Raw genomic sequence first — 19,988 nt, forward strand, 5'->3', positions numbered from 1 at the left:
CGTCATAAGAGCGGATATAGTCATCCGGATCGTAACGATGCGACGCAAAGACGAGCAACATGGCATCTGGAGAATAGCGGTACTGAGTGCCCCAGATCATTGCCGGCATGTAAACGCCCAGGTTTGGGCGGTCGAGCGTGAGCTCCCTCCGGTTGAGGCCGTCGTCAAGCAGGATTCCACACGATCCACGCACGCAGATGAGGAACTGATCACACACCTTATGTGCATGCTCACCCCGAACTTCGCGAGTGGGTACATCGTAGACGAGGAAATAACGTGATGGCTTGAACGGAATGTCCGACTCGAACTCTCCAACGGACAATTCACCACGCAGGTCCTTGGAAACCTTCAAGACATGGAGGCTCGCATTCCCGACTTGCAGTGGCGTGCGCCCGGGCTGCTGCAGACGAGCGGCGTCGACAATCGACGGAGGATTCGCCTGAGCTCCTTCGGTGACGTAGCCCTTGATGCGTGCCGGGTTGCCGACGACGATGGCGTTCGGAGGAACGGATCTCGTGACGACAGCCCCGGCTCCCACCATCGCGCCGACCCCGATCTCGATTCCTGGCAGGATCGTGGCATTCGCGCCGATCGAGGCCCGCTGGCGAATGATCGTCCGGGCAAAGGCCTGAGGGTACTCCTTGCTGCGGGGAAAGGGGTCGTTCGTGAAGGTTGCGTTTGGTCCTATGAAGACATCGTCCTCGATGGTGAGACCGTCCCAAAGCTGCACGCCGCACTTCACTGTCACTCGGTCGCCGACGACAACGTCGTTCTCGATGAAGACTCCGTCGCAGATGTTGCATTCGGCTCCGATCCGCGCTCTTGGCAGGACGTGGGCGAATGCCCAGATGCGAGTTCCAAGGCCCACATTCGTGCTTTCGCAGATGGCTTGGGGATGCACAAACGCTTGGCTCATTGGGAAAGATTCCATGCGGGGGGTGATAATGTTGACGTTTCTCCCTCGAAGGCCCGGGTTGTGCTGATGAGGGCGAGGGGGCGGCGCTTCGTGTTCTCGTAGCCCCGCCAAGCGTAAGAGCCTATGAGACCGAGCCCGAGTGTGTTGAGGCCACCGAAGAACGTTATGACCACGATGGTCGCCGTATAGCCGGCGGTTTCGATTTCACCCATGAGGCGCATCGCGATCACGCCGAGGGCCAGGACGATTGCCGCCACGATGCCAATGACGCCCAAGAAGGTCAGGATGCGCACCGGTAGGTCGGTGAATGAGAAGACGCTGTCGAGAAGGTAAGTCAGCTTCTTCCGGAACGTCCAAGCGCTCTTGCCATGTTCGCGAGCTCTGCGCTGATAGGGAATCTCGGTCCGGCGAAATCCGAGCCAGTAGACGAGGCCCACTAGCGAACTGTGGGCTTCCTGCAGTTGAAGCAACTCGTCTCGAATGCGCTTGTTACAGCCGAAGACATCGACACCTCCGGCCGGGATCTCTCTCATGACGAAAGCGCGATAGAAAGCCCAAAACAGATTGGCGGACATGCGCGTCATGGCAGGGTCGTCACGGCCTTGCCGCACGCCGACCACAATGTCCGAGGCGTCAGAATGCAGTTGCTCAAGAAACTCGATCAGGAGGTCCGGCGGCTCCTGCAGGTCAGCCGCGATCACGGCGAAGAAGTCGCCACGCGCTGCTCTCAGACCTGTCCGTATCGCCGCGAAAGACCCGAAGTTGCGCRCATGAAGGATAAGCTGTGACCGGAAGGATGCCTGGGCCAAGCCCTTTTCCAGCAGCGCAAAACTATTGTCCGGGCTCCCGTCGACCACGAAAACGAATTCCGTACCGATGCCAAACTGTTCTTTGACGACGGTGCTGATGCGGGAGAACTCGCTGATCAGCTGAGGCACGAACTCCGCAGTGCGGTAGACGGGAATAATCACCGAGAACATCGGCTCACCAGCTGTTAACGGCTGCGATGATCGTCGCAACCTCATCATCCGAAAGCTCCGGGTAACACGGCAGGGTCAACACTTTGTCTGCAAGCTCCTCGGTCACTGGCAAACGCACGTCCCTGGAGTTGGCCGCAATGATGGGTTGGCGGTGATCCGGAATAGGATAGTGGACATCGGTGCCGACGCCGGCGGCTTTCAAGTGAGCCTGAAGCCCCCCGCGATCTTCGCAGGTCACCACATAAAGGTGGCCTACATAATCGTCGCCATACGTCTTGGGGCAGCCGACGCGAGGATGCTCGATCTCCGTCGAGTAGCGTGACGCGATGTCACGGCGTTTTGCATTCCATCTGTCGACGTGAGGAAGCTTAGCGCGCAGAACCGCGGCCTGGATCTCATCGAGACGGCTGTTACGTGCCCCGGGCGTGACCACTTTATACTTGGATTCCCACCCGTACTGCCGAAGCCGTCGAACTTTGTCAGCAACGTCGCTGCTCTTGGTCACGAGCGCGCCGCCATCGCCGATGGCTCCCAGGTTCTTCGTGGGATAGAAGCTGAAGCTCGCGGCGTCTCCGAAACTGCCGGCCCTCCGCCCGCCCCGGCGCGCACCATGCGATTGGGCGCAATCCTCGAAAACGGGGATGCCAGCAGGCTTGGTGAGCTTTAGAATGGCGTCCATATCATTCAGAAGCCCATAGAGATGCGTAATGACCACGGCATCGATGCCACCGGCCGCGAGCACAGCTTCCAACTGATCGAGAGCCATGAGCTTCGTGTCGCGGTCCACATCCACGAAGACGGGCTCAGCCCCGATGGCGGCAAGAGCCGTGGCTGTGTAGAAGCCGGCATTGGCCACCGTAACGACGCGGCTCCCAGGGCCAACGCCCAGGGCCCGCAGCCCCATTTCGATGGCGTCGGTTCCGTTCGCCAATCCGAGGCAGTGCGACACTCCGCAGAACTCGGCGAATTCTTGCTCGAACGCCTCGCATTCCTTGCCCAGGATATACCATCCGCTCTGGAAAACTCGGCCGATCGCGTCCTGAACCTCAGCCGCAGTTGCCGTCGCATGCCGACCAAGATTGTTGATTCCTATGAAAGTGCTCAACGTTCAACCTCGTGAAATCTCGTCGTTCCCTTTAGCGACCCTCATGGCGGGTTTCAACTCGAAATGGTTATGCCGTAGCAGGGGCACTTGGCACATCGTCGCGGCATCGGAATATGGCTTTTGGATAGAGCGGGGCCGTCGCAGCTCGCGCTTCGAGGCATGACGCCGCCAGAATCCCTAGCTTCCTATCCCTCCCGCAGAGGCTCGCGAACGACCGATCTGACTTGATGGGAGTGGGCCGCAGCCTTGACTGGCCCAAGTCCAGAAGGTAACAGGCAAACTCCCCCTGACAAAATTAACAAGGTAGTTCACCTTCTATGCACCGGAAGAGCCGCCGCATTTTATGGCTTCTCAACCATAAAACCTTGATGCCGTATGAAGTGCCTCTGATGATGGAGCTCGGCTTTGAGATCTTTGTTCCGAAGAAGGTGCCGAAAACCAATTTTCGAAGCGCGGCAGTGAGCTTTGATTATGACAAGTCGCTGACGATACCGGAGAAAGTACTGGATCGGCTCAATAATTTCGATTTTTACTTAACCGATTGGCCACCGGATATCATCAGGCTGCTCAACAGATACTTCGGGACTATATTTGTCATTCCGTATGGAAGGCAAGTCATTCAAGCCGTTACGTATTTTGACGGGGAAATCGTCTTTCGCGCCTTTGGCCTCGATAACCGGCATACCTACGATAAAGTCCTTGAAGACATGTACGGCCGCGGGTTCAGCCACCGGCTCGCAAGCGTCAAGGAGCGGTTTTGGTTCGGCGAGGGGTACGATCACCTCCACGAGATCGAACCATCGCTTTTCAAGGAAAAATCCCTGTTCCTGCCCATCGGAATCCCGAATTCGTTTTTCAGGAACGAGGGCAAGTGGAGGGGGGCACGTAAGGAGATCCTGTTCGTCGCGCCGAATGTCGTGACAGACTCTTATTACGCCAAGGTTTACAAGGACTTCAAGAGGGATTTCGGCGATCTTCCGCATGTGATCGTCGGTCATCAGGATACCCCGATTGACGATCCGCATATGGCGGGCTTCGTGACGGATGAGGAACTGCAAAATCTCTATTTGGACTGTGCCGCCCTTTACTACCATTCCAAGGAAACGCGGCACGTGCATTATTCGCCCGTGGAAGCCGCCATCAACGGAATGCCTATCGTCTATTTCGAGGATTCACTGCTGGGTCGCATGTGCCCAGGCTCCGTGAAAGGCCGTGTCACATCGGTCGGTCAGGCGCGGGAGATCCTTCAAAGGATTCTCTCGGGGGACACCACATTCATCGCGGACATACGAGAAGATCAAAAGGATGTCGCATACCATTTCTCGGACGCATATTGCAGGCCGGTTTGGAGCAAAAATCTCGAAACATCGGGTTTTCTCGCAAATCTAGCCAAGCAGAATTCAGTCAGGACCATCGGTCGCGAATTGCTTCGGTCCGCAGCCCAGCTTGTTGGGCGGTCCCTTGATAACTCCAAGGCCTATATTCCGTATCCAAGTAGCGGGATCGCAAAGAAAGCAACCGGCGCATCGCTGGAAGACGGCATCGACTTCACTCAGGAAGATCTTCCGGATACCGTAGTTGACATCCAGGGTCTCTCCGAGGCGGAGCCCTGGGGACGCTGGAGCGACGCAGAGCGGGTCGTCATCTCGCTAAATCATATGCTGGACAAGGAGTTCATCCTCGACGTTGCCGCTGTCGGACATGATCGTAACGTTGGCGCTGACATTAAGGTCAAGATTGGCAATGTGTCGAGGCATGCTCGGTTTGGGGCCGACATGAATAACGCACAGACTGTTTCTCTCCCTTTCCGGCTAAGAAAGCCATCCAGCACTATCGAGTTCACTGTTCCGTATCCTGTCCAACCAGCAAAAGACAGTCGATTGATCGGCCTTGGGCTTGTTCATCTCAATGTGCGTCCGCTCGAAGCTGTCTCGGAAGTAGCGCAGGAGGTCTATCCCCTCGTGGCCAATTCGACTGAAAAAGAACGCAAGACTTTCATTGAGGCTGGTATCGCTGCTGCATCCGCTCCAGGGACTGCCTTCTCCGGGCCGACTGCTGCGACAGCCGTTCCAGGGGCTGGCTCTTCAGAACAGTCGACCGCAATCTCGGTGGATGACGGTAGGAATACAGATGAGCGGCCGGTTTGGAGACGCGCTGCCCGATCAGTCATTCGACGTGTCCGGCCCCTTCTCCTGCCGTTCGCCAATCGCTTCAGGGGGCATGTGCGAATAGCGATCGAAGAGACCGAGGTGCTGCCGCAGCTGACCCGAGTCAATTCGGACTTGGCGCAGGTGAGAGCAGAACTCGCGTCATTGCGCCACGAGATCATCAGCTTGCGAAGAGTTCTCGATGTCCATGCCAAGCAGGTTCAGGTCGATGCGAAGGCCGATCGGATCGCTCTCGATGAGATGACCAAGTCATCATCGGCTGCGATGGAAAGGACCAACGGGGCCCCGGCAGGTGCACACCGACCTGAAGCCGAGGTAACTGCGAAGAAAACCAAGCGGCTACCCGCCGAGGACACCTGAGCGGCGCTTACGGCAGAGGAGGCGAACGGGAAGTCATTCGCCGCATACCAGGAAAGATGCTCTGAATGTCTGAAAACTTTGACCTTCACATCGTCGGGGCCGGCGGCCATGCCAAGGTGATCATTGAGCTCGCCCGCGCCGCGGGCTGGAATCCGATCGGGCTGCTCGATCCGGCACCGGTCGGCAGCACCATTCTGGGCGTCCCTGTGGTCGGGGACGACAGCGTTGCGCCACAGCTCTTCGAAGATGGCCATACGGCGGCATTCGTGGCCTTGGGCCGGAATGAGCTTCGGCGACGCATCGGATTGCGTCTTCGCGCAATTGGCTTTCGGATGCCGACACTCGTCCATCCGAGCGCCGTTGTGTCTCCGAGTGCTGTGCTGGGAGACGGCATTGCCGTTCTGCCCCAGGCCGTCGTCCACTCCTGTGCACAGGTCGGCGATTTTGCCATTATCAACACTGCCGCCGTCGTGGAGCATGATTGCGTCATCGGCGCGGGTGCCCATGTGGGGCCGCGATCCGTGATGGGCGGCAACGTGACGCTTGGAGAAGAGGTTTTCTTCGGCATCGGAGCCGTTGCAAGGCCGCTCAGCGTGATAGGCGACAGGACGACCGTGGGAGCGGGCGGGGTTGTGGTCGGCGAGATTCCCAGCGATATGGTTGCCGTTGGGGTTCCGGCCCGTCCGCGGGCCCGGCGATAACTTGCCGCCGGAGGTATAGACAGCGTGAAAATCGGGTTGGTCTCATCAGCCATGCCTCTGGTCCAGGGTGGCGGGCGTTTCATCGCGGACTGGCTTGCTCCCAAGCTCATGGAGGCTGGGCATCAGGTCGAGACAATCTGGATTCCGCAGATCGACGACCCGACTACGCTCTTCCAGCAGATGCTGGCTTTCCGTCTCATGGATCTGAACGAAAGCTTCGACCGCGTCATCACGTTCCGGCCACCGGCGCATGTCATCCAGCATCACACGAAGATCGTTTGGTTCATCCATCACATCCGGCAGTTCTACGATCTATGGGAAACGGATTATAATCCGCTGCCACGCACCGCCTACTGGGACGCCTACCGGAGCAATCTCGCGGCTGCGGACACCAAAGCCCTTCGCGAGGCACGCAAGGTCTTTACCAATTCCGGGATCGTCCAGGGCCGCCTCAAGGCCTTCAATGGTGTCGACGCAGAGGTGCTCTATCCTCCGGTCCTGGCGCCGGAGCGTTTCTTCTCGGAGGTTTGGGGCAGCGAAGTCGCCTTCATCTGCCGGGTCGAGCATCACAAGMGCCAGCATCTGGCGATCGAGGCGATGAAGCATACGAAGACCCCCGTGCGGTTGCGCATCGCGGGGCGTAGCAGTTCTGCGGAATATGCCGATTCCCTCAGGAAGCTCATCGCGATGAACGATCTCGAGGATCGGGTGACGCTCGACCTCCGTTGGATCAGCGAAGGGGAAAAGGCGTCGCTGCTTTCGACCGCATTGGCCGCGATCTATGTCCCGCTTGATGAGGACAGCTACGGTTATCCAACGATCGAGGCGGCCTTGGCCCGCAAGGCGACTATTACCGTCTCGGATTCCGGTGGGGTGCCTGAGTTCATTACCGATGGGATATCCGGTTTCATCGCTGAAGCCGATCCTGTTGCGATCGCGGATGCTTTCGATCAGCTGTGGGCTAATCGAGCGCTTGCGCAAGAACTCGGATGCAATGCCCATCAGCGTTTGGCGGAGCTGAACATTCGTTGGGAGCACGTCATCGAGAGGCTTACATCGTGAATGTCCTTGTCCTCACGACTATGACGCCTTTCAAGTATGGGCGAGCGGAAGAGCTGACTAACCAACTCGTCCGTCAGATGAAGCTGAACGGTGTGAATGCGGAGGCGATGCGTCTGCCGTTCAAGGCACATCCTCCTGAGCGGTTGCTGGACGAGATGTTCATCTTCAAGTCGCTCAAGTTGTACAATGTCGACCGTGTCGTATCTCTAGCTTTTCCGGCTGAGCTTGTACCGTTCGAGAGCAGGTCTTGCTGGATGGTGCATGAGTATTCGCAAGCATACGACCATTATGAAGCGCTCAAAGCAGGGCAGGGGTCTCGCGCTGAAACGATCAAGGAGGCCTTGATCAGGAACGAGACCCAATCACTCCAGTCGGCAAAGCATTTGTTTGCTAGCTCGACGGCGGTCCAAGCCCAAATTCAGCGCTATCATGGGCTCTCATCGGACCTGCTCCTGCCGCCTCTATCTAATCCGGAGCAGTTTGTATCGATAGGAGATGACGGCTATATCCTGGCGTCCGGGCGTGTCGAGACAGCAGAGCAGCTCTTTCCCCTGATCGATGCCATGAAATTGGTTCCTGCCAACGCAAAGCTTGTGATTGCCGGACGACCGGAAAATCCGGTCGAGGCTGAAAAGCTGCGTAAACGAATACATGACGCTGACGTGGAACGGCAAGTGACCATCGATCCGCAGGCTGCGCGGTCGCGGGAAGCCCTTGCCGAGCTTGTCGGCCGCGCTCGGGCAGTGATCTCCATAGGGGAGGACGCTGACCCTGCGGTGGGTTTCTTTATGGAGGCTTTCCAAGCATCGAAGCCAGTGCTGACGACGGCGAACTGGCTGTGTAACATTGTAATTGATGGCGAAGCTGGTATCGTGACCGAGTTGACGCCCGAGGCGCTTGCCGAAGGCATGGGGAGGCTGCTGGAATCGCCCAGCCGAGCTATGAACATGGGTTTTGCAGGCCGTGAACGGTGGCGCTCTCTCAAGATCGACTGGCCCACAACTGTCGAACGTCTGTTAGCGTGAGGCTGTCATGAGGATCGGCTGGGCCAGTCCCTTCAATGAACAATCGCCTATTGCCCGCTACAGCCTTCGGGTTTGCGAAGAGCTGAGGCGTCGAGGCATTCGGGCGGAGATCATCCGGACAGAGACTGGACCCGAGGAGGCGCTTCCCGCCCTCGACAACTCGTTGCCCGTCTATCCACCGGCTGAGTATACGACGGAATTTCTCGAATCCCACTTCGATTTGTGCGTGGTCAACGCAGCCCGAGAAGCAATGGATCACGAGCGGTTAGTCGATATAGCCCGCCGTTTTCAAGTCGTTACGTTATTTCACGGCCATGGCGGCCAGAATGACGAAGATAGACCTGTAGAACCTGCCAAGGGGCTAAGTCATCCGGGTGAGATCGATTGGGTTGCGCAGCTGGCATCGCTTTCGACCGGGGCGGTCGTACATGATAGTCGCGACCTTTCAACGGTGCGCCGCCTCTGCGCGGGGCCAACCGTACTGTTTCCCTTTAATTCAACGGATTCTGGGGCTGATCTCCCGGCCTTAGCAGGGGAAGCGCGGCCGGATATCGTTGCGACAACCCCGCCTTCGGGGGGCGGGGGCTGCGTCGAGAAGTATGTTGACGCCCTTATCGAAGTGCTAGATGAAGCGCTGCACCGGGCCCCCCTTAGGAATGCAGGGTGGACAATAGGCGCAACTGTAGCTGAAATGGGCCTCGCTTGGGATGATCCGCTTTCGTCTCGCCTGGGGCATGAGATGTCTGCACTTTTTGAGGAAGCCGGAGGGGCTGAAAGTGACAAAAACTGACAAAATGACCGCACCACTTTCCATTCTTCCCGTTTATCAGCCTGATTTGTCCGGCAACGAGAAGAAATACGTCAACGAATGCTTGGACACGTCTTGGATTTCGTCCCTCGGTGGGTTCATTGACCGGTTCGAGAGAGCCTTCGAGCGGGAAACTGGAGCCAAGCATGCCCATTCCRTCTCGAACGGAACAGTCGCGCTGCACCTCGCCTACCATTGCCTGGACATCGGTCCTGGCGACGAGGTCATCGTTCCGACATTTACCTACATCTCGTCGGTGAACACCATCGCCCAGACGGGCGCTTCTCCTGTCTTCGTCGAGTGCCGTCCTGGCGATTGGCTGATCGATGTCGAAGACGTGGCCCGCAAGATTACCCCCCGCACGAAAGCGATCGTTCCGGTGCATCTCTATGGTGCCATTTGCGACATGGACCCGCTGATGGCGCTTGCGCGTGATCGTAACCTGAAGGTCATCGAGGATTGCGCCGAAGCGCTGGGCTCCACTGTTAATGGACGGCACGTCGGTACGTACGGCGATATCGGGACCTTCAGTTTCTTCGGCAACAAGACGGTCACCACCGGAGAGGGCGGAATGGTAACCGCTCATGACCCGGATCTGGCGGCTCGTCTGAAGATCGTCAAAGGTCAGGGGCAATCCCCAACACGGCGCTACTGGCACACCGAACTCGGGTTCAACTACCGGATGACGAATATCTGCGCCGCCATCGGCTTGGCCCAGATTGAGCGGCTCGATGCCATTTTGGCCCGCAAGCGCGCCATTGGGGCATTGTATCGCGAGCTTGCCAAGGAGATGCCGGTCGAGTTCCAGACGCTGATGCCGGGTGTGACGAGTTCGGATTGGCTGGTCAGCCTCCTGCTCCCACGTGGCACCGACCGGGACGCCGTCATGGCCCGGATGTCGAGCGCCGGGGTCGAGACGCGACCGGTCTTCTACTGCGCTCATCAGATGCCGATGTACGCGAAGGGCGAAAGCTTCCCGGTATCGGAAGACATTGCAGCGCGCGGCATCAGCCTCCCCAGCTATCCTGGGCTCAGCAACAGCGATGTAGCCCGAGTTGTTGAAGAGCTTCGTCTGGCACTCGCCCGGCAGTAAGCCGATCAGCCGCGTATGTCTTGGTCGAGGTGAAATTGATGTCGGCCGTTTGCCGACGGCAGTCCACGCGACAAGGCGCGAGAGCGATCCCGCGGACGTACATTTCTGCCATCTAAGTCCCAAAGGGCCATTCTTGCGCGCTGTTTGGATTTAGGTGGCGCTGTCTTCATAGCCTGTAAGGCTCCGAAAAACCGAGGTGGCTCTAAGCCACCTCAAAATGGGCGGCCAAATGTGCGGCTATTGCGCTGCTGCGGTCGCCCGTGTCGAGATAACTCAATCATGGACACAGTTGACAACCCGATGTCTATCCCCGGTGAAATGCAGCCGACGTTGACCACCAGCGGGCCGGCGCGGAGGGCGTGGCTTGATCTCGTCCAAGGTTTTCAGAGCTGGCGTGTCTGGTGGCTCCTGGGAATTGGCGACATCCGGCAGCGCTATCGCCGATCCCGCATCGGCCAGTTCTGGATTACATTGAGCATCGCGATTTTCGTGGTTGCCATCGGAGTCGTGTATTCCGCCCTGTTCAAACAGCCGATCAAGAACTACCTGCCATATCTTGCAACGACTTATGTTGTCTGGGTTCTGATAGCCGGTGTCGTGACTGACAGCACCAGCGCTTTTGTTCAGGCTGAAAGCTTTTTGCGTCAGCAAGCATTGCCAAAAACGACGTTCATTCTGCGAATACTGGTCAGAAACGGGATCTCATTCGCTCATAACATCATCGTTCTTCCCGTCATTTTCTTGATTTTCGGGGTTGCCCCCTCGTGGACTTGGTTGGCCGCCCTGTTCGGACTCTTGCTTATCGTTGTGGCGGGCTTCCTGGGAGGGCTCATCTGCGCGATCCTTTGCACCCGTTTCCGCGACCTGCCGCAGATCATCCAGAATTTCATTCAGGTCGCCTTCTTTATCTCCCCAGTTACTTGGCAGGTGGAGTTGCTGGATGAAAGTGCGCGTCATTGGGTGAACCTGAATCCCTTCGCGGCCTTTCTTCGCGTCGTTTCGGAGCCGTTGCTTGGGCGCATGCCCAGCGCCATGACCTACGCCTCCGCCATAGCGACCATCGTCATTCTATGCGCTGTCGCGGCGCCGCTTTTCATCCGCTTTAGGCAACGTATCGTTTATTGGCTCTAGGACATCCCATGGCGTCTATTTCGCTGCGTAACGTAACAGTTGATTTTCCAATCTATAACGCCCGTGGCCGGTCGCTGAAGGCTAACGTCCTCGGCCGGGTGGGCGGACGGATTGGCGGCCAAGGCGGTGAAATCGTCACCGTCGAAGCTTTGCGTGGGATCAACCTTGAACTTCGACCCGGCGATCGATTGGCGCTCGTCGGTCATAACGGTGCCGGAAAGTCGACTCTTCTGAGAGTTCTGGCCGGCGCCTACGAGCCAAGCCATGGCGTGGCCGAAATCCAAGGCAAGGTCTCTTCCCTGTTGGATATGACCATGGGAATGGATCCGGAGCTCACGGGGCGGGAGAACATCGTCCTGCGCGGGATCTTTCTCGGCATGACCTTCCGTGAGATCACCGATCTCGCGCCGTCTATCGAGGAATTTTCGGAGTTGGGCGGCTTCGTGGACCTGCCGATGCGTACCTATTCTAGCGGTATGACTCTCCGTCTCGCCTTTGCGGTTTCGACGGCGGTTCAGCCCGACATCCTGCTTTTAGATGAGATGATCAGTGTCGGCGATGCTGATTTTGCCAACAAGGCAAGGGGACGGATCGAGCAGGTCATGGAGAACTCCCGGATCTTCGTTCTGGCTTCCCACGACCCGCAGATGCTGCAGCGCTACTGCAACAAGGGCATCCTTCTGCGCGAGGGACAAATTGTTGCGGCCGGGAGCTTAGATGACGTCCTCATGGAACATGCCTGACTTAACGGGCGATCGTTCGTAAGGTCTCATTGACGCCTAAGCGTACTTCTCTCCCGGGAATCCACTTATCCTGCCGGGGCCGAAACCTTGCTAGGTATAGGCTCGACGAGGGAGAACCAGCCACGATGTGCCTGACGTTCCGCCCGGAGCGCTTTTGATTGCTCTGAAAGCTCCTGCATGCAGCCCGGCTGCGCGAGGATTTCTTCGAGAGCCTGACGAAATCCTTCGGCATCTGTGGTCCTCGCGATCAGGCCCGCCCTCCCGAAGTCGATCTGCTCAGGCAACGCGCCGGTCGGCATCACAAGGCTCGGCATGCCCCATGAGGTAGCCACGGCCACCACGCCGGATTGGCTGGCTTCCGAATAGGGGCAGAGCAACAGGTCGTGGCTCGCGTACAGGATGTCGGTCTGGAGATCAGATACCCAGCCGAGTTGCAAATCGACCTGCTCCCATCCTGAGAACCAGCGCCTGACGTCGTTCTCCAACGGACCGGCGCCCGCGATGGTGAGCCGCCACCCGGATTGCGCCTTCATGGGCTCCAGAGCCTGAGCCAAAAGCTTCAGGCCTTTGTAGGGTAGGAGGCGACCATAGAAGAGAAGGCGAACCGGGCTGCCTTCGGGTCGGGGGGGGCTGTCGGCACCGGAACTTGGATAGATCGTCTCGATCGGCACCACGGAGATCTTGGGCTTTGCGACCGGCAGTCTCTCGACGATCCGTTCGGCAACGGCGTTCGAGAGTGCCACGACACGGTCTGCAGTGCGGATCAGAAGATCCTGTGTCGTGCGCTGCCAGGTGGCTGCGTAATCCCCCGGATGCGGCTCGGAATCGTGGGCCACATAGATCACCTTGAGGTCGCGCCTGCGCAGAGCATGAATGAATGGCCAGGCGAAGGGCGAGTTCATGGTGATGATGACCGCATCGGGCTTGAGCGCGGCCAATGCATCCGCATGACGCTTCAACTGCCAGAGTAGGGTCCAGCCCTGGCGCCAGAGGGTTGAAAGCTTCGGGCGGTCGATGTCCAGGATGGGCAGGCCGCTTGCCTTGAAGGTCTCCATGTCGTCGTTGTGGCGCGACAGGGACAGAAAGACCTCGACTGATGGGCTTAGATGCTGAGCAAGGCTGAGAGTGAAATGCGATCCGCCACCGCGGCGCCCCCAATAATGGAGGACGACGCGGGCCTGTCTTTCGGCGTGAGGATCGAGAACTCTGGTGTTCATAACGATTGTCTGGAAAGCTGCCTTGCCTGCGATGAGGCCTAGTAAGGGAGGTCGGGCGCACAAATCCATTCTTTTCTGACGTGGATGGGTTCACCATGCGAATGGCTTCGGTGGATAAGGCTGTGCCGAGGGGGCTGAAGGCAGAGAGTGCTGCGGTTGAGGGTCGCATCGCGGCGGCGAAGCCTTTAGTCGGGGTCCAAAGTCGCAGGTCTTCTGTTGACGCCACCTTGGCGGGTGTTTACGACCGCCAAATGTAATAAAGAAGGGCCGCCGATGAGCGAGGGCGACAACAAGATCCTACCCGTGGTCATGTGCGGGGGCTCGGGAACGCGGCTTTGGCCCGCCTCCCGGGACAGCATGCCGAAGCAGTTCATCGATCTGCTGGGTGACCACTCAACCTTCCAGACTGCCGTGCAGCGCGTGAGCGCGCCGGAGGTCTTCCTGCGCCCGACCATCATCTCCAGCAACGATGTGCGCTTCATCGTGGCGGAGCAGCTGGCCCAGATCGGAGCCAAGGCCGACATCATTCTCGAGCCGACCCAGCGGGATTCCGCGGCCGCCATCGCGGTGGCGGCCTGCCACGCCGCGCGCCACGATCCCGAGACGGTTGTGCTCGTGATCGCCGCCGACCACATCATCGACGATGCTGCCGCTTTCGCGGCTTCCTGCCAGGCGGCATTCGAGCCGGCTCGCCAGGGACACATCATGACGCTGGGCGTGGTGCCGCAATACCCGGCCACCAGCTATGGCTACATCCAGCCCGGCAAGCCGATCAAGAGCACGGATGCCTCCCGCGTCGAGCGCTTCGTCGAGAAACCGAATGCCGAGACGGCTCAGGGCTATATCGACCAGGGCTTCCTGTGGAACAGCGGCAATTTCCTGTTCCGTGCCGACGTGATGATCGAGGAGCTTCAGCAGTTCCAGCCGGAGATCCTGGCCGCCGCGCAGGAGGCTCTCGATCGCGCCGCCGCCGACCTCGACTTCATCCGCCTCGACGAGGCCGCCTTCAAGCAAGCGCCCAAGATCTCCATCGACTACGCCGTCATGGAGCGCACGGACCGCGCCGGCGTGCTGCCGGTCTCCTTCTCCTGGTCGGATATCGGATCCTGGGGCGCCCTGTGGGATGCTTCGCCCCATGATGAGGATGGCAATTCCATCCGCGGCAACGTGGAGGTGGTCGCCTCCCGCAACAGTCTCGTGCACAGCGATGAGATCCTCACCACCGTGGTCGGCCTCGATGACGTCGTCGTGGTCGCCAAGCCCGACGCCGTGCTCGTGACCTCGCGTAGCCGCTCCGAGCTGGTGAAGGAGCTCGTGGTCTCCATGCGCGCCAAGCAGCGCCCCGAGGCCAGCGAGCACCGCCGCATGTATCGCCCGTGGGGCTGGTATCAGCGCATCGACCACGGCGCCCGCTTCCAGGTAAAGCGCATCATGGTGACTCCGGGCGGACGCCTGTCGCTCCAGAAGCACCATCACCGGGCCGAGCACTGGGTTGTCGTGAAGGGAACCGCAGAGGTGACCGTGAACGAGACCGTGGCCCTCGTGCACGAGAACGAGTCGGTCTACATCCCGATCGGCGCGATGCACCGCCTGACGAACCCCGGCCGGATCCCGCTGGAGCTGATCGAGGTTCAGGTGGGCAGCTATACGGGCGAGGACGATATCATCCGCGTCGAGGATATCTACGGCCGCTAAGCTGACATTTCATGCCTTCAAAAAAGCTCCGGTCTCGCTGAGGCCGGAGCTTCTTCTTTGAGCTCTGAGGTTTYTTGGCCATGCCAAGCGAATCGGGAGCTATTGTTATCGAAAAGTCGCAACTCTGGTCCTGCGGGATTGTCCCGATTCCCGGCTTGTCCGGGAACTCTCCATCAGACCCGCCAAGGGCAGCATAACCCTGCCAAGGATCGATGGACACAAAGCCTACACGGGACTTCACCCAGTCACCGAGATGCGGCATGTCATAGAAGGGAACGGTGGCCCGGCACGTCATGTTCGATGCAGCAAGCACGCTCAGACGAGCGCTCACTCCTGAAATAGGTCTCGTAAAGCTTCGGAGGACCGCCTTATACCGGTGTCGGGCGCATAGCTTCTCGCATCGGTTCCTTGGACAACCTATGTGAGGCCGTCTAACGTTGGCCCCGAACAGGATCTTATGCGCCTCGCGACCCCCGCTATAGGGCAGAGGCTACAGAAATGTCGGGCGAAACCGAAGGATTCTGGCAAACCTCGACCTCCAGGATTCAGCGCTGAGGCACTCACTATCGGGCTGGCGTTCGCAAGTCAGTAGGACACGTCGAGCTGTAACTCAAGCACATAAAGCTCGAGGATGTGGTGTTTGCGACCAGTCGGAGCTGACATGACGCTTAATCCGCCCTGACAACTTCGAATGGCAGGGTGCGAGCGAAGCCATTCTGCTTAAGATGATACATGGGCCATCTGTGCGTCTACAATCATTCCAGACAAGCCGCACGATGGGAAACAGTAACGGCGAGAGCCCAGTCCAAAATTCCGGATCGCAGTCGCACAACAAATCGCGTCAATCCTCATCACGAAAACAAACCAACTCAGCGCCAAATGTTGCAGCCTGTACGTCAAGGTTGGAGCGCAGAAGGGTGACGGCTACCGGATTGCGACAATCCTAGTGTGGGAGGTTACTGTGGTTTGAGCCTCCGACGTGATCAAGCCATCGGTTTTGGTTGGCTCCCCCTTCGGGTTGAGCGGTGACGTGTAACAAGTGAGGCGGAGGTGCGCCTTTTTCAATCGGGATTCTCCCGATATCTCACCGCCTAACGACCCGTCCTGACACTTTCCTCTTCCATGGGCTGTGCTTGCCACCAGGCAAGGGCCTCTTCGATCCGTAAGCCCCAATGTGTTGGATCTTCTGCCGTTTGGCTTTAGCAGCCCGGCGATGATCATCCTGGGTTTTACCCACAGCGCAGGCCTCATGCGCCGGTCCCATGTTCTCCAGTGTATCGGCTCCTCCCAGCTCCAGCGCCCGGATGTGTTCAGCAATCCACCGCTCGCGCACGCCATCGATCTTCCGATAACATAGTACACATGCACCGCCGGTTTTCTCCCAAACTTGGAGCCGGCGGTTCGGCGTCATCTTCCGGCGGGGAGTCGTACCCACATCTTCAACTTCGATGTAAGGCATAACGCACTTTAGTCGTGTGATGAGGGAGTGAAGCGGTCGAGGGCGTGAGCAGCTGAAACCTCTTCACCGAGAAGGGCGATTATCTGCTGAAACAAGCGCTCCCATTCAGATCGTAAGGTTTCGTAGGAGGTAATTAGATCCATGAGCTGACGCTCCCGGTCAGGGTTTGGCGGAGCCACGTAGACACGCATCCCTAAGGAAGCAACCGTCAAAAGGTCTCTGTTAGATGAGGTGCATTCCGATATCGCCTGGATCCTACAAGACAGAGAATGTTTAGCTGTCATCAGCGAATTTCCTTCATAAGGCTCTTATCTGCCTTGCCGCTCCGCATGGAGAATAGATGACTTCGACTGCAGCGAAGTTTGCATTGCTTACATCCTTAGGAAGAAGCTTATGCTTTTCAAAGCTCAACCCAGCTCTTGGCGAGACCAATGGAATGCGCCACAACGGGTGCCCAAGGTTACGGCCTTTGCTGGAGCAAAGGTCTTCCCGAAGAGTAACAGTATTGACGACGCGCGACTGGGGCATTGTTTCTATGAAAATCCAATCATATGATAGCTTTTATATCACTCTCTACGGGAGTTGGCAATATGAGATCAAGTGATTCATTTCGGATCACGGGATCTCAGATCCGTGCTGCACGCGCGTTTTTACGCTGGAGTGCTGAGGAACTCGCAGCGCGAGCTAGGTTGGGAATTGCTACTATTCGACGTGCAGAGGCTCAGGATGGACCTGTTACCATGACGCTGGCCAATGTAGGTGCTATTCAGGGTGTGCTTGAGACGGCCGGTATTCAGTTCATCCCAGAAAACGGCGGCGGGCCAGGTGTGCGGCTACGCCATCCAGTCAAAGACGGTCCCAGCAAAGATTTAAACTCATATCTGCAGACTCGGCCGAATTTGGCTAAAGGTGCGGGCTAAATCAAAAAGCGTGCGAGAGCTGCCTGATTCGCCTGCACCAGCTGATGCGTAGAAACGTCGTAAACATATCAGGATTACATCAAGGTGTATAATCAGACCTGTGCGCGGGTGGCGAAATCGCGACCTTGATAGACTGTGAGCGATACCCTCCACCTCACTTCGCCCAGTCCGACGGTGTTAATGCGCGGTGCTGGCCTCAGGGATGTTTGAACGCGCACTTTGCACTTCGATCAGGCCGTCTCCAGCATTAGGATCACCGCCGTCCGTTTCAGGTTGTAGGCGATCGCGGTCAATCTGACCTGCAGCGCTRCTTTCGCCAATCCGAGCCAACGCGTGCGGCGGAGGCCGTAGCTGCGCTTCCAGGTGCCGAAGGTCTTCTGGATCCGGCAGCGCACGTGCTGGACGTGATGGTTCCACGCCTGCAGCTTGCGTAAAGCATTGCCACCAGGCCGTCCCCACACGCCTGTCTGGACAACACGCGGGCATCCTCCTTTGCTCTGAACGGCAGAAGCGAAGGCCGTTCCGCGGTAGGCGCTATCGGCGTAAACGTCACCAGGGTTCTCCGGCAGTGCCTCGCGGCCAGCACGTCCGTCGTTGACGTTGCCGGGTGTGACGGTCAATTCCTCAACGAGCGCCGTATCGGTATCCGCCGCCACATGCGCTTTGAAGCCGTGGATCGCCCTGCGCCGCTTGTGCCCGGCCCAGGCGGCCTCCTCATCCCGGTAAGTCGCCGAGGCAATCACCGTTGCGTCAATCAGCGTGCCCTTCTTGATGATTACTGCTTGGGTTTTGAGCTGGCGCGTCACCTCATCGAACAGCACCTTGTCGAGACCGCGCAGGACCAGCTCTCGCCGGACGCGCACGAAGGCGGTGCGCTCCGGTGTGGTCTCGTGAGCAGCAAAACCACAGAAGCGCCGGAACGAGGCACGGTCCTCCAGAGCTTCAGCCAGCTTCACGTCCGACAGATCGTACCGAACCGCCAGCAGCAGGGCCCGGAACAGGGCCAGCGGCGGCCAGGCGGGCTCGCCTTTGGCAGCGGCGTAGATGTCGACCAAGTGGCGATCAACAGAGGGCCAGTCGATCAGCTCCGACAACTGGTCCAGGGAGCAGCGATGGGGCGTGGGATCTGCGATGAATGCGAAGACTTCCTGTCCAATCTGACGGCGTGCCATGGGACCGCTCCCGTCATGTCCGGTAGCGCCATTGAATCACCCAAACAGTCACGGGTCGAGCCCACCCGCGCACAGGTCTCATTAGTCATATCACAACGGTAAGCCTACCAATTAGCTAAGTGGGAAGCCCTGTCTGCTCAATTCGGGGGCTGCAACAGAAGGGGAGATTTTCCAGTCCAGAAAGCTGGGATCCCATCGCAGAGGGAATCATGACCGTTTCGATCACAAAGGCGTACTAATTCCGCTTCATAGGTGAAATCTCGGCTTCAGCTCCGAACATGCAGTGGTGATCAACATAAGAATTCGCAATCCTGATACAGAAACAGATCTGGCTGAAGTCCCTATTGAAACAAGCCATTTATGCGATGAACGCGACGTTTCGGGCAAAGAGTAGGAGTACACCCAGCGCTAGAAGCTCCCGGTTTGCTAGCATAAAGTGACGAACCTGGGTTTGATGGTTCGCGGGACGGGCAGCACGCTGACCCGGTAGGGTTGGGAAATAAGCTGGATTACTCAAAATGCTCCAGTGTCTGCTGTGCCTCCCGGAGCAAAGCCCTAAGCGCCCGCCGTGTCTCAATCGCTTCCCGCGTGTACAACCCATTCTTAAGAGCGTTGCGGTTGCCGATCGGAGCGCCGGACCCGGCTGCTCCACCGTGCATCCGGCAACGCGCCTTGCCATTGACCGCAGGCGCTTGGCAGGAGCCGCCGGAGCGTGTTCGCGCCCCGCATCGGGGAGCCTTAAGCATCGCGAACTGGATCATTGGATCCCCTGATCGAAGGCTGCTCGATCAGCTCATTGGCTCCGTCTAGGCCAATCGGGATCACCGGGCTCGACGTGAGTGCTGGCATCCTTGGACCGCAAGCCAGCCTCTTTCGCTTTCGTGGCGGCTTGGTTTCCACGCTGCCGACAATGGCTTGACCGCCGGCCTGGACATTGACGGCTCCGACATTCACCTGTGGAGCTCCCTTGCCACGGTGGCGGTCCAAACCGTCGAGTTGCTGAAGGTAGATAGCCAAGAATTTGGAGGCAAGGCGTAGATTGATTTCAATGCATGGCATGTTATGGCCTGCCTCCGCCGCTCGCTTGAGACATTCCATAGCTGCATTGTGTGTGCCAACCATCTGGCTAGCCAACTGCCCCTCGAAAATGTCCTGGGGCTTCATCTCACGAAGGACGGCAATTGCAGCCGCAGCCGTAGAGGCATCCTCCCCTTCGGCAGGAGGGAGCCATAACGCCTGCACCACTTGCTTGAGAAGGCTGACCTGCACGTCGTGGTTGCTAAAGCATCGGACTGGAAATTCGACTCCTGGGTTTTGGCCTGGTGCGATCTGTGATTCACTTGCTGGAACGGGAGGTGGATCATGGGTCACTGCTATTCTCTCGATCTTCGGGTGCGGGTGTCCGACTTTGTCGAGGCGGGCCATTCCTGCCG

At 58.4% G+C, this 19,988-nt stretch carries 17 protein-coding genes and 1 pseudogene; 10 read left to right on the forward strand and 8 right to left on the reverse strand.

Annotated elements, in window-relative coordinates:
* The 3 genes from ACXJKO_RS20410 to ACXJKO_RS20420 all read right to left on the reverse strand — a co-directional run.
* Nucleotides 1–916 (reverse strand): WxcM-like domain-containing protein (locus ACXJKO_RS20410; protein ID WP_457092915.1); only part of this gene is annotated, 916 nt, incomplete at its 3' end.
* A complete protein-coding gene (locus ACXJKO_RS20415) occupies nucleotides 913–1,896 on the reverse strand; it encodes a glycosyltransferase family 2 protein (RefSeq protein ID WP_457092916.1) in 984 nt (327 codons plus the stop codon). The genes ACXJKO_RS20415 and ACXJKO_RS20410, both read right to left, overlap by 4 nt.
* Nucleotides 1,897–1,900: 4 nt before the next feature.
* Nucleotides 1,901–3,001 carry a DegT/DnrJ/EryC1/StrS family aminotransferase gene (locus ACXJKO_RS20420; protein WP_457092917.1) on the reverse strand — a complete coding sequence of 367 codons (1,101 nt, stop codon included), beginning with the start codon at nucleotides 2,999–3,001 and terminating at the stop codon, nucleotides 1,901–1,903.
* 389 nt (nucleotides 3,002–3,390) lie between these two features.
* Between ACXJKO_RS20420 and ACXJKO_RS20425 the strand changes: the two genes are divergently transcribed.
* The 8 genes from ACXJKO_RS20425 (at nucleotide 3,391) to ACXJKO_RS20460 (ending at nucleotide 12,092) form a co-directional block, all read left to right on the forward strand.
* Nucleotides 3,391–5,529 (forward strand): DUF7024 domain-containing protein, encoded by a 2,139-nt coding sequence (locus ACXJKO_RS20425; RefSeq protein WP_457092918.1) that lies wholly within the window; start codon nucleotides 3,391–3,393, stop codon nucleotides 5,527–5,529.
* A 65-nt stretch (nucleotides 5,530–5,594) separates the two neighbouring features.
* The gene (locus ACXJKO_RS20430; RefSeq protein ID WP_457092919.1) at nucleotides 5,595–6,230 is read left to right on the forward strand and encodes a NeuD/PglB/VioB family sugar acetyltransferase; all 636 of its coding nucleotides are present in this window, start codon (nucleotides 5,595–5,597) and stop codon (nucleotides 6,228–6,230) included.
* A gap of 24 nt (nucleotides 6,231–6,254) precedes the next feature.
* Nucleotides 6,255–7,292: a glycosyltransferase family 4 protein gene (locus tag ACXJKO_RS20435; RefSeq protein ID WP_457092920.1), complete on the forward strand. Its 1,038-nt coding sequence runs from the start codon at nucleotides 6,255–6,257 to the stop codon at nucleotides 7,290–7,292.
* Nucleotides 7,289–8,317 carry a glycosyltransferase gene (locus ACXJKO_RS20440; protein WP_457092921.1) on the forward strand — a complete coding sequence of 343 codons (1,029 nt, stop codon included), beginning with the start codon at nucleotides 7,289–7,291 and terminating at the stop codon, nucleotides 8,315–8,317. The genes ACXJKO_RS20435 and ACXJKO_RS20440 overlap by 4 nt, the downstream gene beginning before the upstream one ends.
* A gap of 7 nt (nucleotides 8,318–8,324) precedes the next feature.
* A complete protein-coding gene (locus ACXJKO_RS20445; RefSeq protein WP_457092922.1) occupies nucleotides 8,325–9,107 on the forward strand; it encodes a hypothetical protein in 783 nt (260 codons plus the stop codon).
* Nucleotides 9,108–9,111: 4 nt separating this feature from the next.
* Nucleotides 9,112–10,218: a DegT/DnrJ/EryC1/StrS family aminotransferase gene (locus ACXJKO_RS20450; RefSeq protein ID WP_457092923.1), complete on the forward strand. Its 1,107-nt coding sequence runs from the start codon at nucleotides 9,112–9,114 to the stop codon at nucleotides 10,216–10,218.
* 279 nt (nucleotides 10,219–10,497) lie between these two features.
* The gene (locus ACXJKO_RS20455; protein ID WP_457092924.1) at nucleotides 10,498–11,349 is read left to right on the forward strand and encodes an ABC transporter permease; all 852 of its coding nucleotides are present in this window, start codon (nucleotides 10,498–10,500) and stop codon (nucleotides 11,347–11,349) included.
* An 8-nt stretch (nucleotides 11,350–11,357) separates the two neighbouring features.
* A complete protein-coding gene (locus ACXJKO_RS20460) occupies nucleotides 11,358–12,092 on the forward strand; it encodes an ABC transporter ATP-binding protein (RefSeq protein WP_457092925.1) in 735 nt (244 codons plus the stop codon).
* Nucleotides 12,093–12,157: 65 nt separating this feature from the next.
* Here the strand turns inward: ACXJKO_RS20460 and ACXJKO_RS20465 are convergent, their stop codons facing one another.
* Nucleotides 12,158–13,309: a glycosyltransferase family 4 protein gene (locus ACXJKO_RS20465; RefSeq protein ID WP_457092926.1), complete on the reverse strand. Its 1,152-nt coding sequence runs from the start codon at nucleotides 13,307–13,309 to the stop codon at nucleotides 12,158–12,160.
* 273 nt (nucleotides 13,310–13,582) lie between these two features.
* Here ACXJKO_RS20465 and ACXJKO_RS20470 point away from each other — a divergent pair, with 273 nt between their 5' ends.
* Complete coding sequence (locus ACXJKO_RS20470) at nucleotides 13,583–15,004, forward strand: mannose-1-phosphate guanylyltransferase/mannose-6-phosphate isomerase (RefSeq protein ID WP_457092927.1); 1,422 nt, start codon at nucleotides 13,583–13,585, stop codon at nucleotides 15,002–15,004.
* Between the two features lie 1,084 nt (nucleotides 15,005–16,088).
* On the opposite strand, the gene ACXJKO_RS20475 is transcribed toward ACXJKO_RS20470, so the two are convergent.
* Nucleotides 16,089–16,463 carry an HNH endonuclease gene (locus ACXJKO_RS20475; protein WP_457092928.1) on the reverse strand — a complete coding sequence of 125 codons (375 nt, stop codon included), beginning with the start codon at nucleotides 16,461–16,463 and terminating at the stop codon, nucleotides 16,089–16,091.
* 740 nt (nucleotides 16,464–17,203) lie between these two features.
* Between ACXJKO_RS20475 and ACXJKO_RS20480 the strand changes: the two genes are divergently transcribed.
* Nucleotides 17,204–17,383 carry a hypothetical protein gene (locus ACXJKO_RS20480; RefSeq protein ID WP_457092929.1) on the forward strand — a complete coding sequence of 60 codons (180 nt, stop codon included), beginning with the start codon at nucleotides 17,204–17,206 and terminating at the stop codon, nucleotides 17,381–17,383.
* A gap of 230 nt (nucleotides 17,384–17,613) precedes the next feature.
* On the opposite strand, the gene ACXJKO_RS20485 is transcribed toward ACXJKO_RS20480, so the two are convergent.
* From ACXJKO_RS20485 to ACXJKO_RS20495, 3 genes and pseudogenes are all read right to left on the reverse strand, one after another.
* Nucleotides 17,614–18,555 carry an IS5 family transposase gene (locus ACXJKO_RS20485; protein WP_457092930.1) on the reverse strand — a complete coding sequence of 314 codons (942 nt, stop codon included), beginning with the start codon at nucleotides 18,553–18,555 and terminating at the stop codon, nucleotides 17,614–17,616.
* A gap of 509 nt (nucleotides 18,556–19,064) precedes the next feature.
* Complete coding sequence (locus ACXJKO_RS20490) at nucleotides 19,065–19,316, reverse strand: HGGxSTG domain-containing protein (protein ID WP_457092931.1); 252 nt, start codon at nucleotides 19,314–19,316, stop codon at nucleotides 19,065–19,067.
* A pseudogene (locus ACXJKO_RS20495) lies at nucleotides 19,294–19,988 on the reverse strand (hypothetical protein); the annotation flags it as partial. The pseudogene ACXJKO_RS20495 and the gene ACXJKO_RS20490, both read right to left, overlap by 23 nt.

The organism is Microvirga sp. P5_D2 (assembly GCF_054049475.1).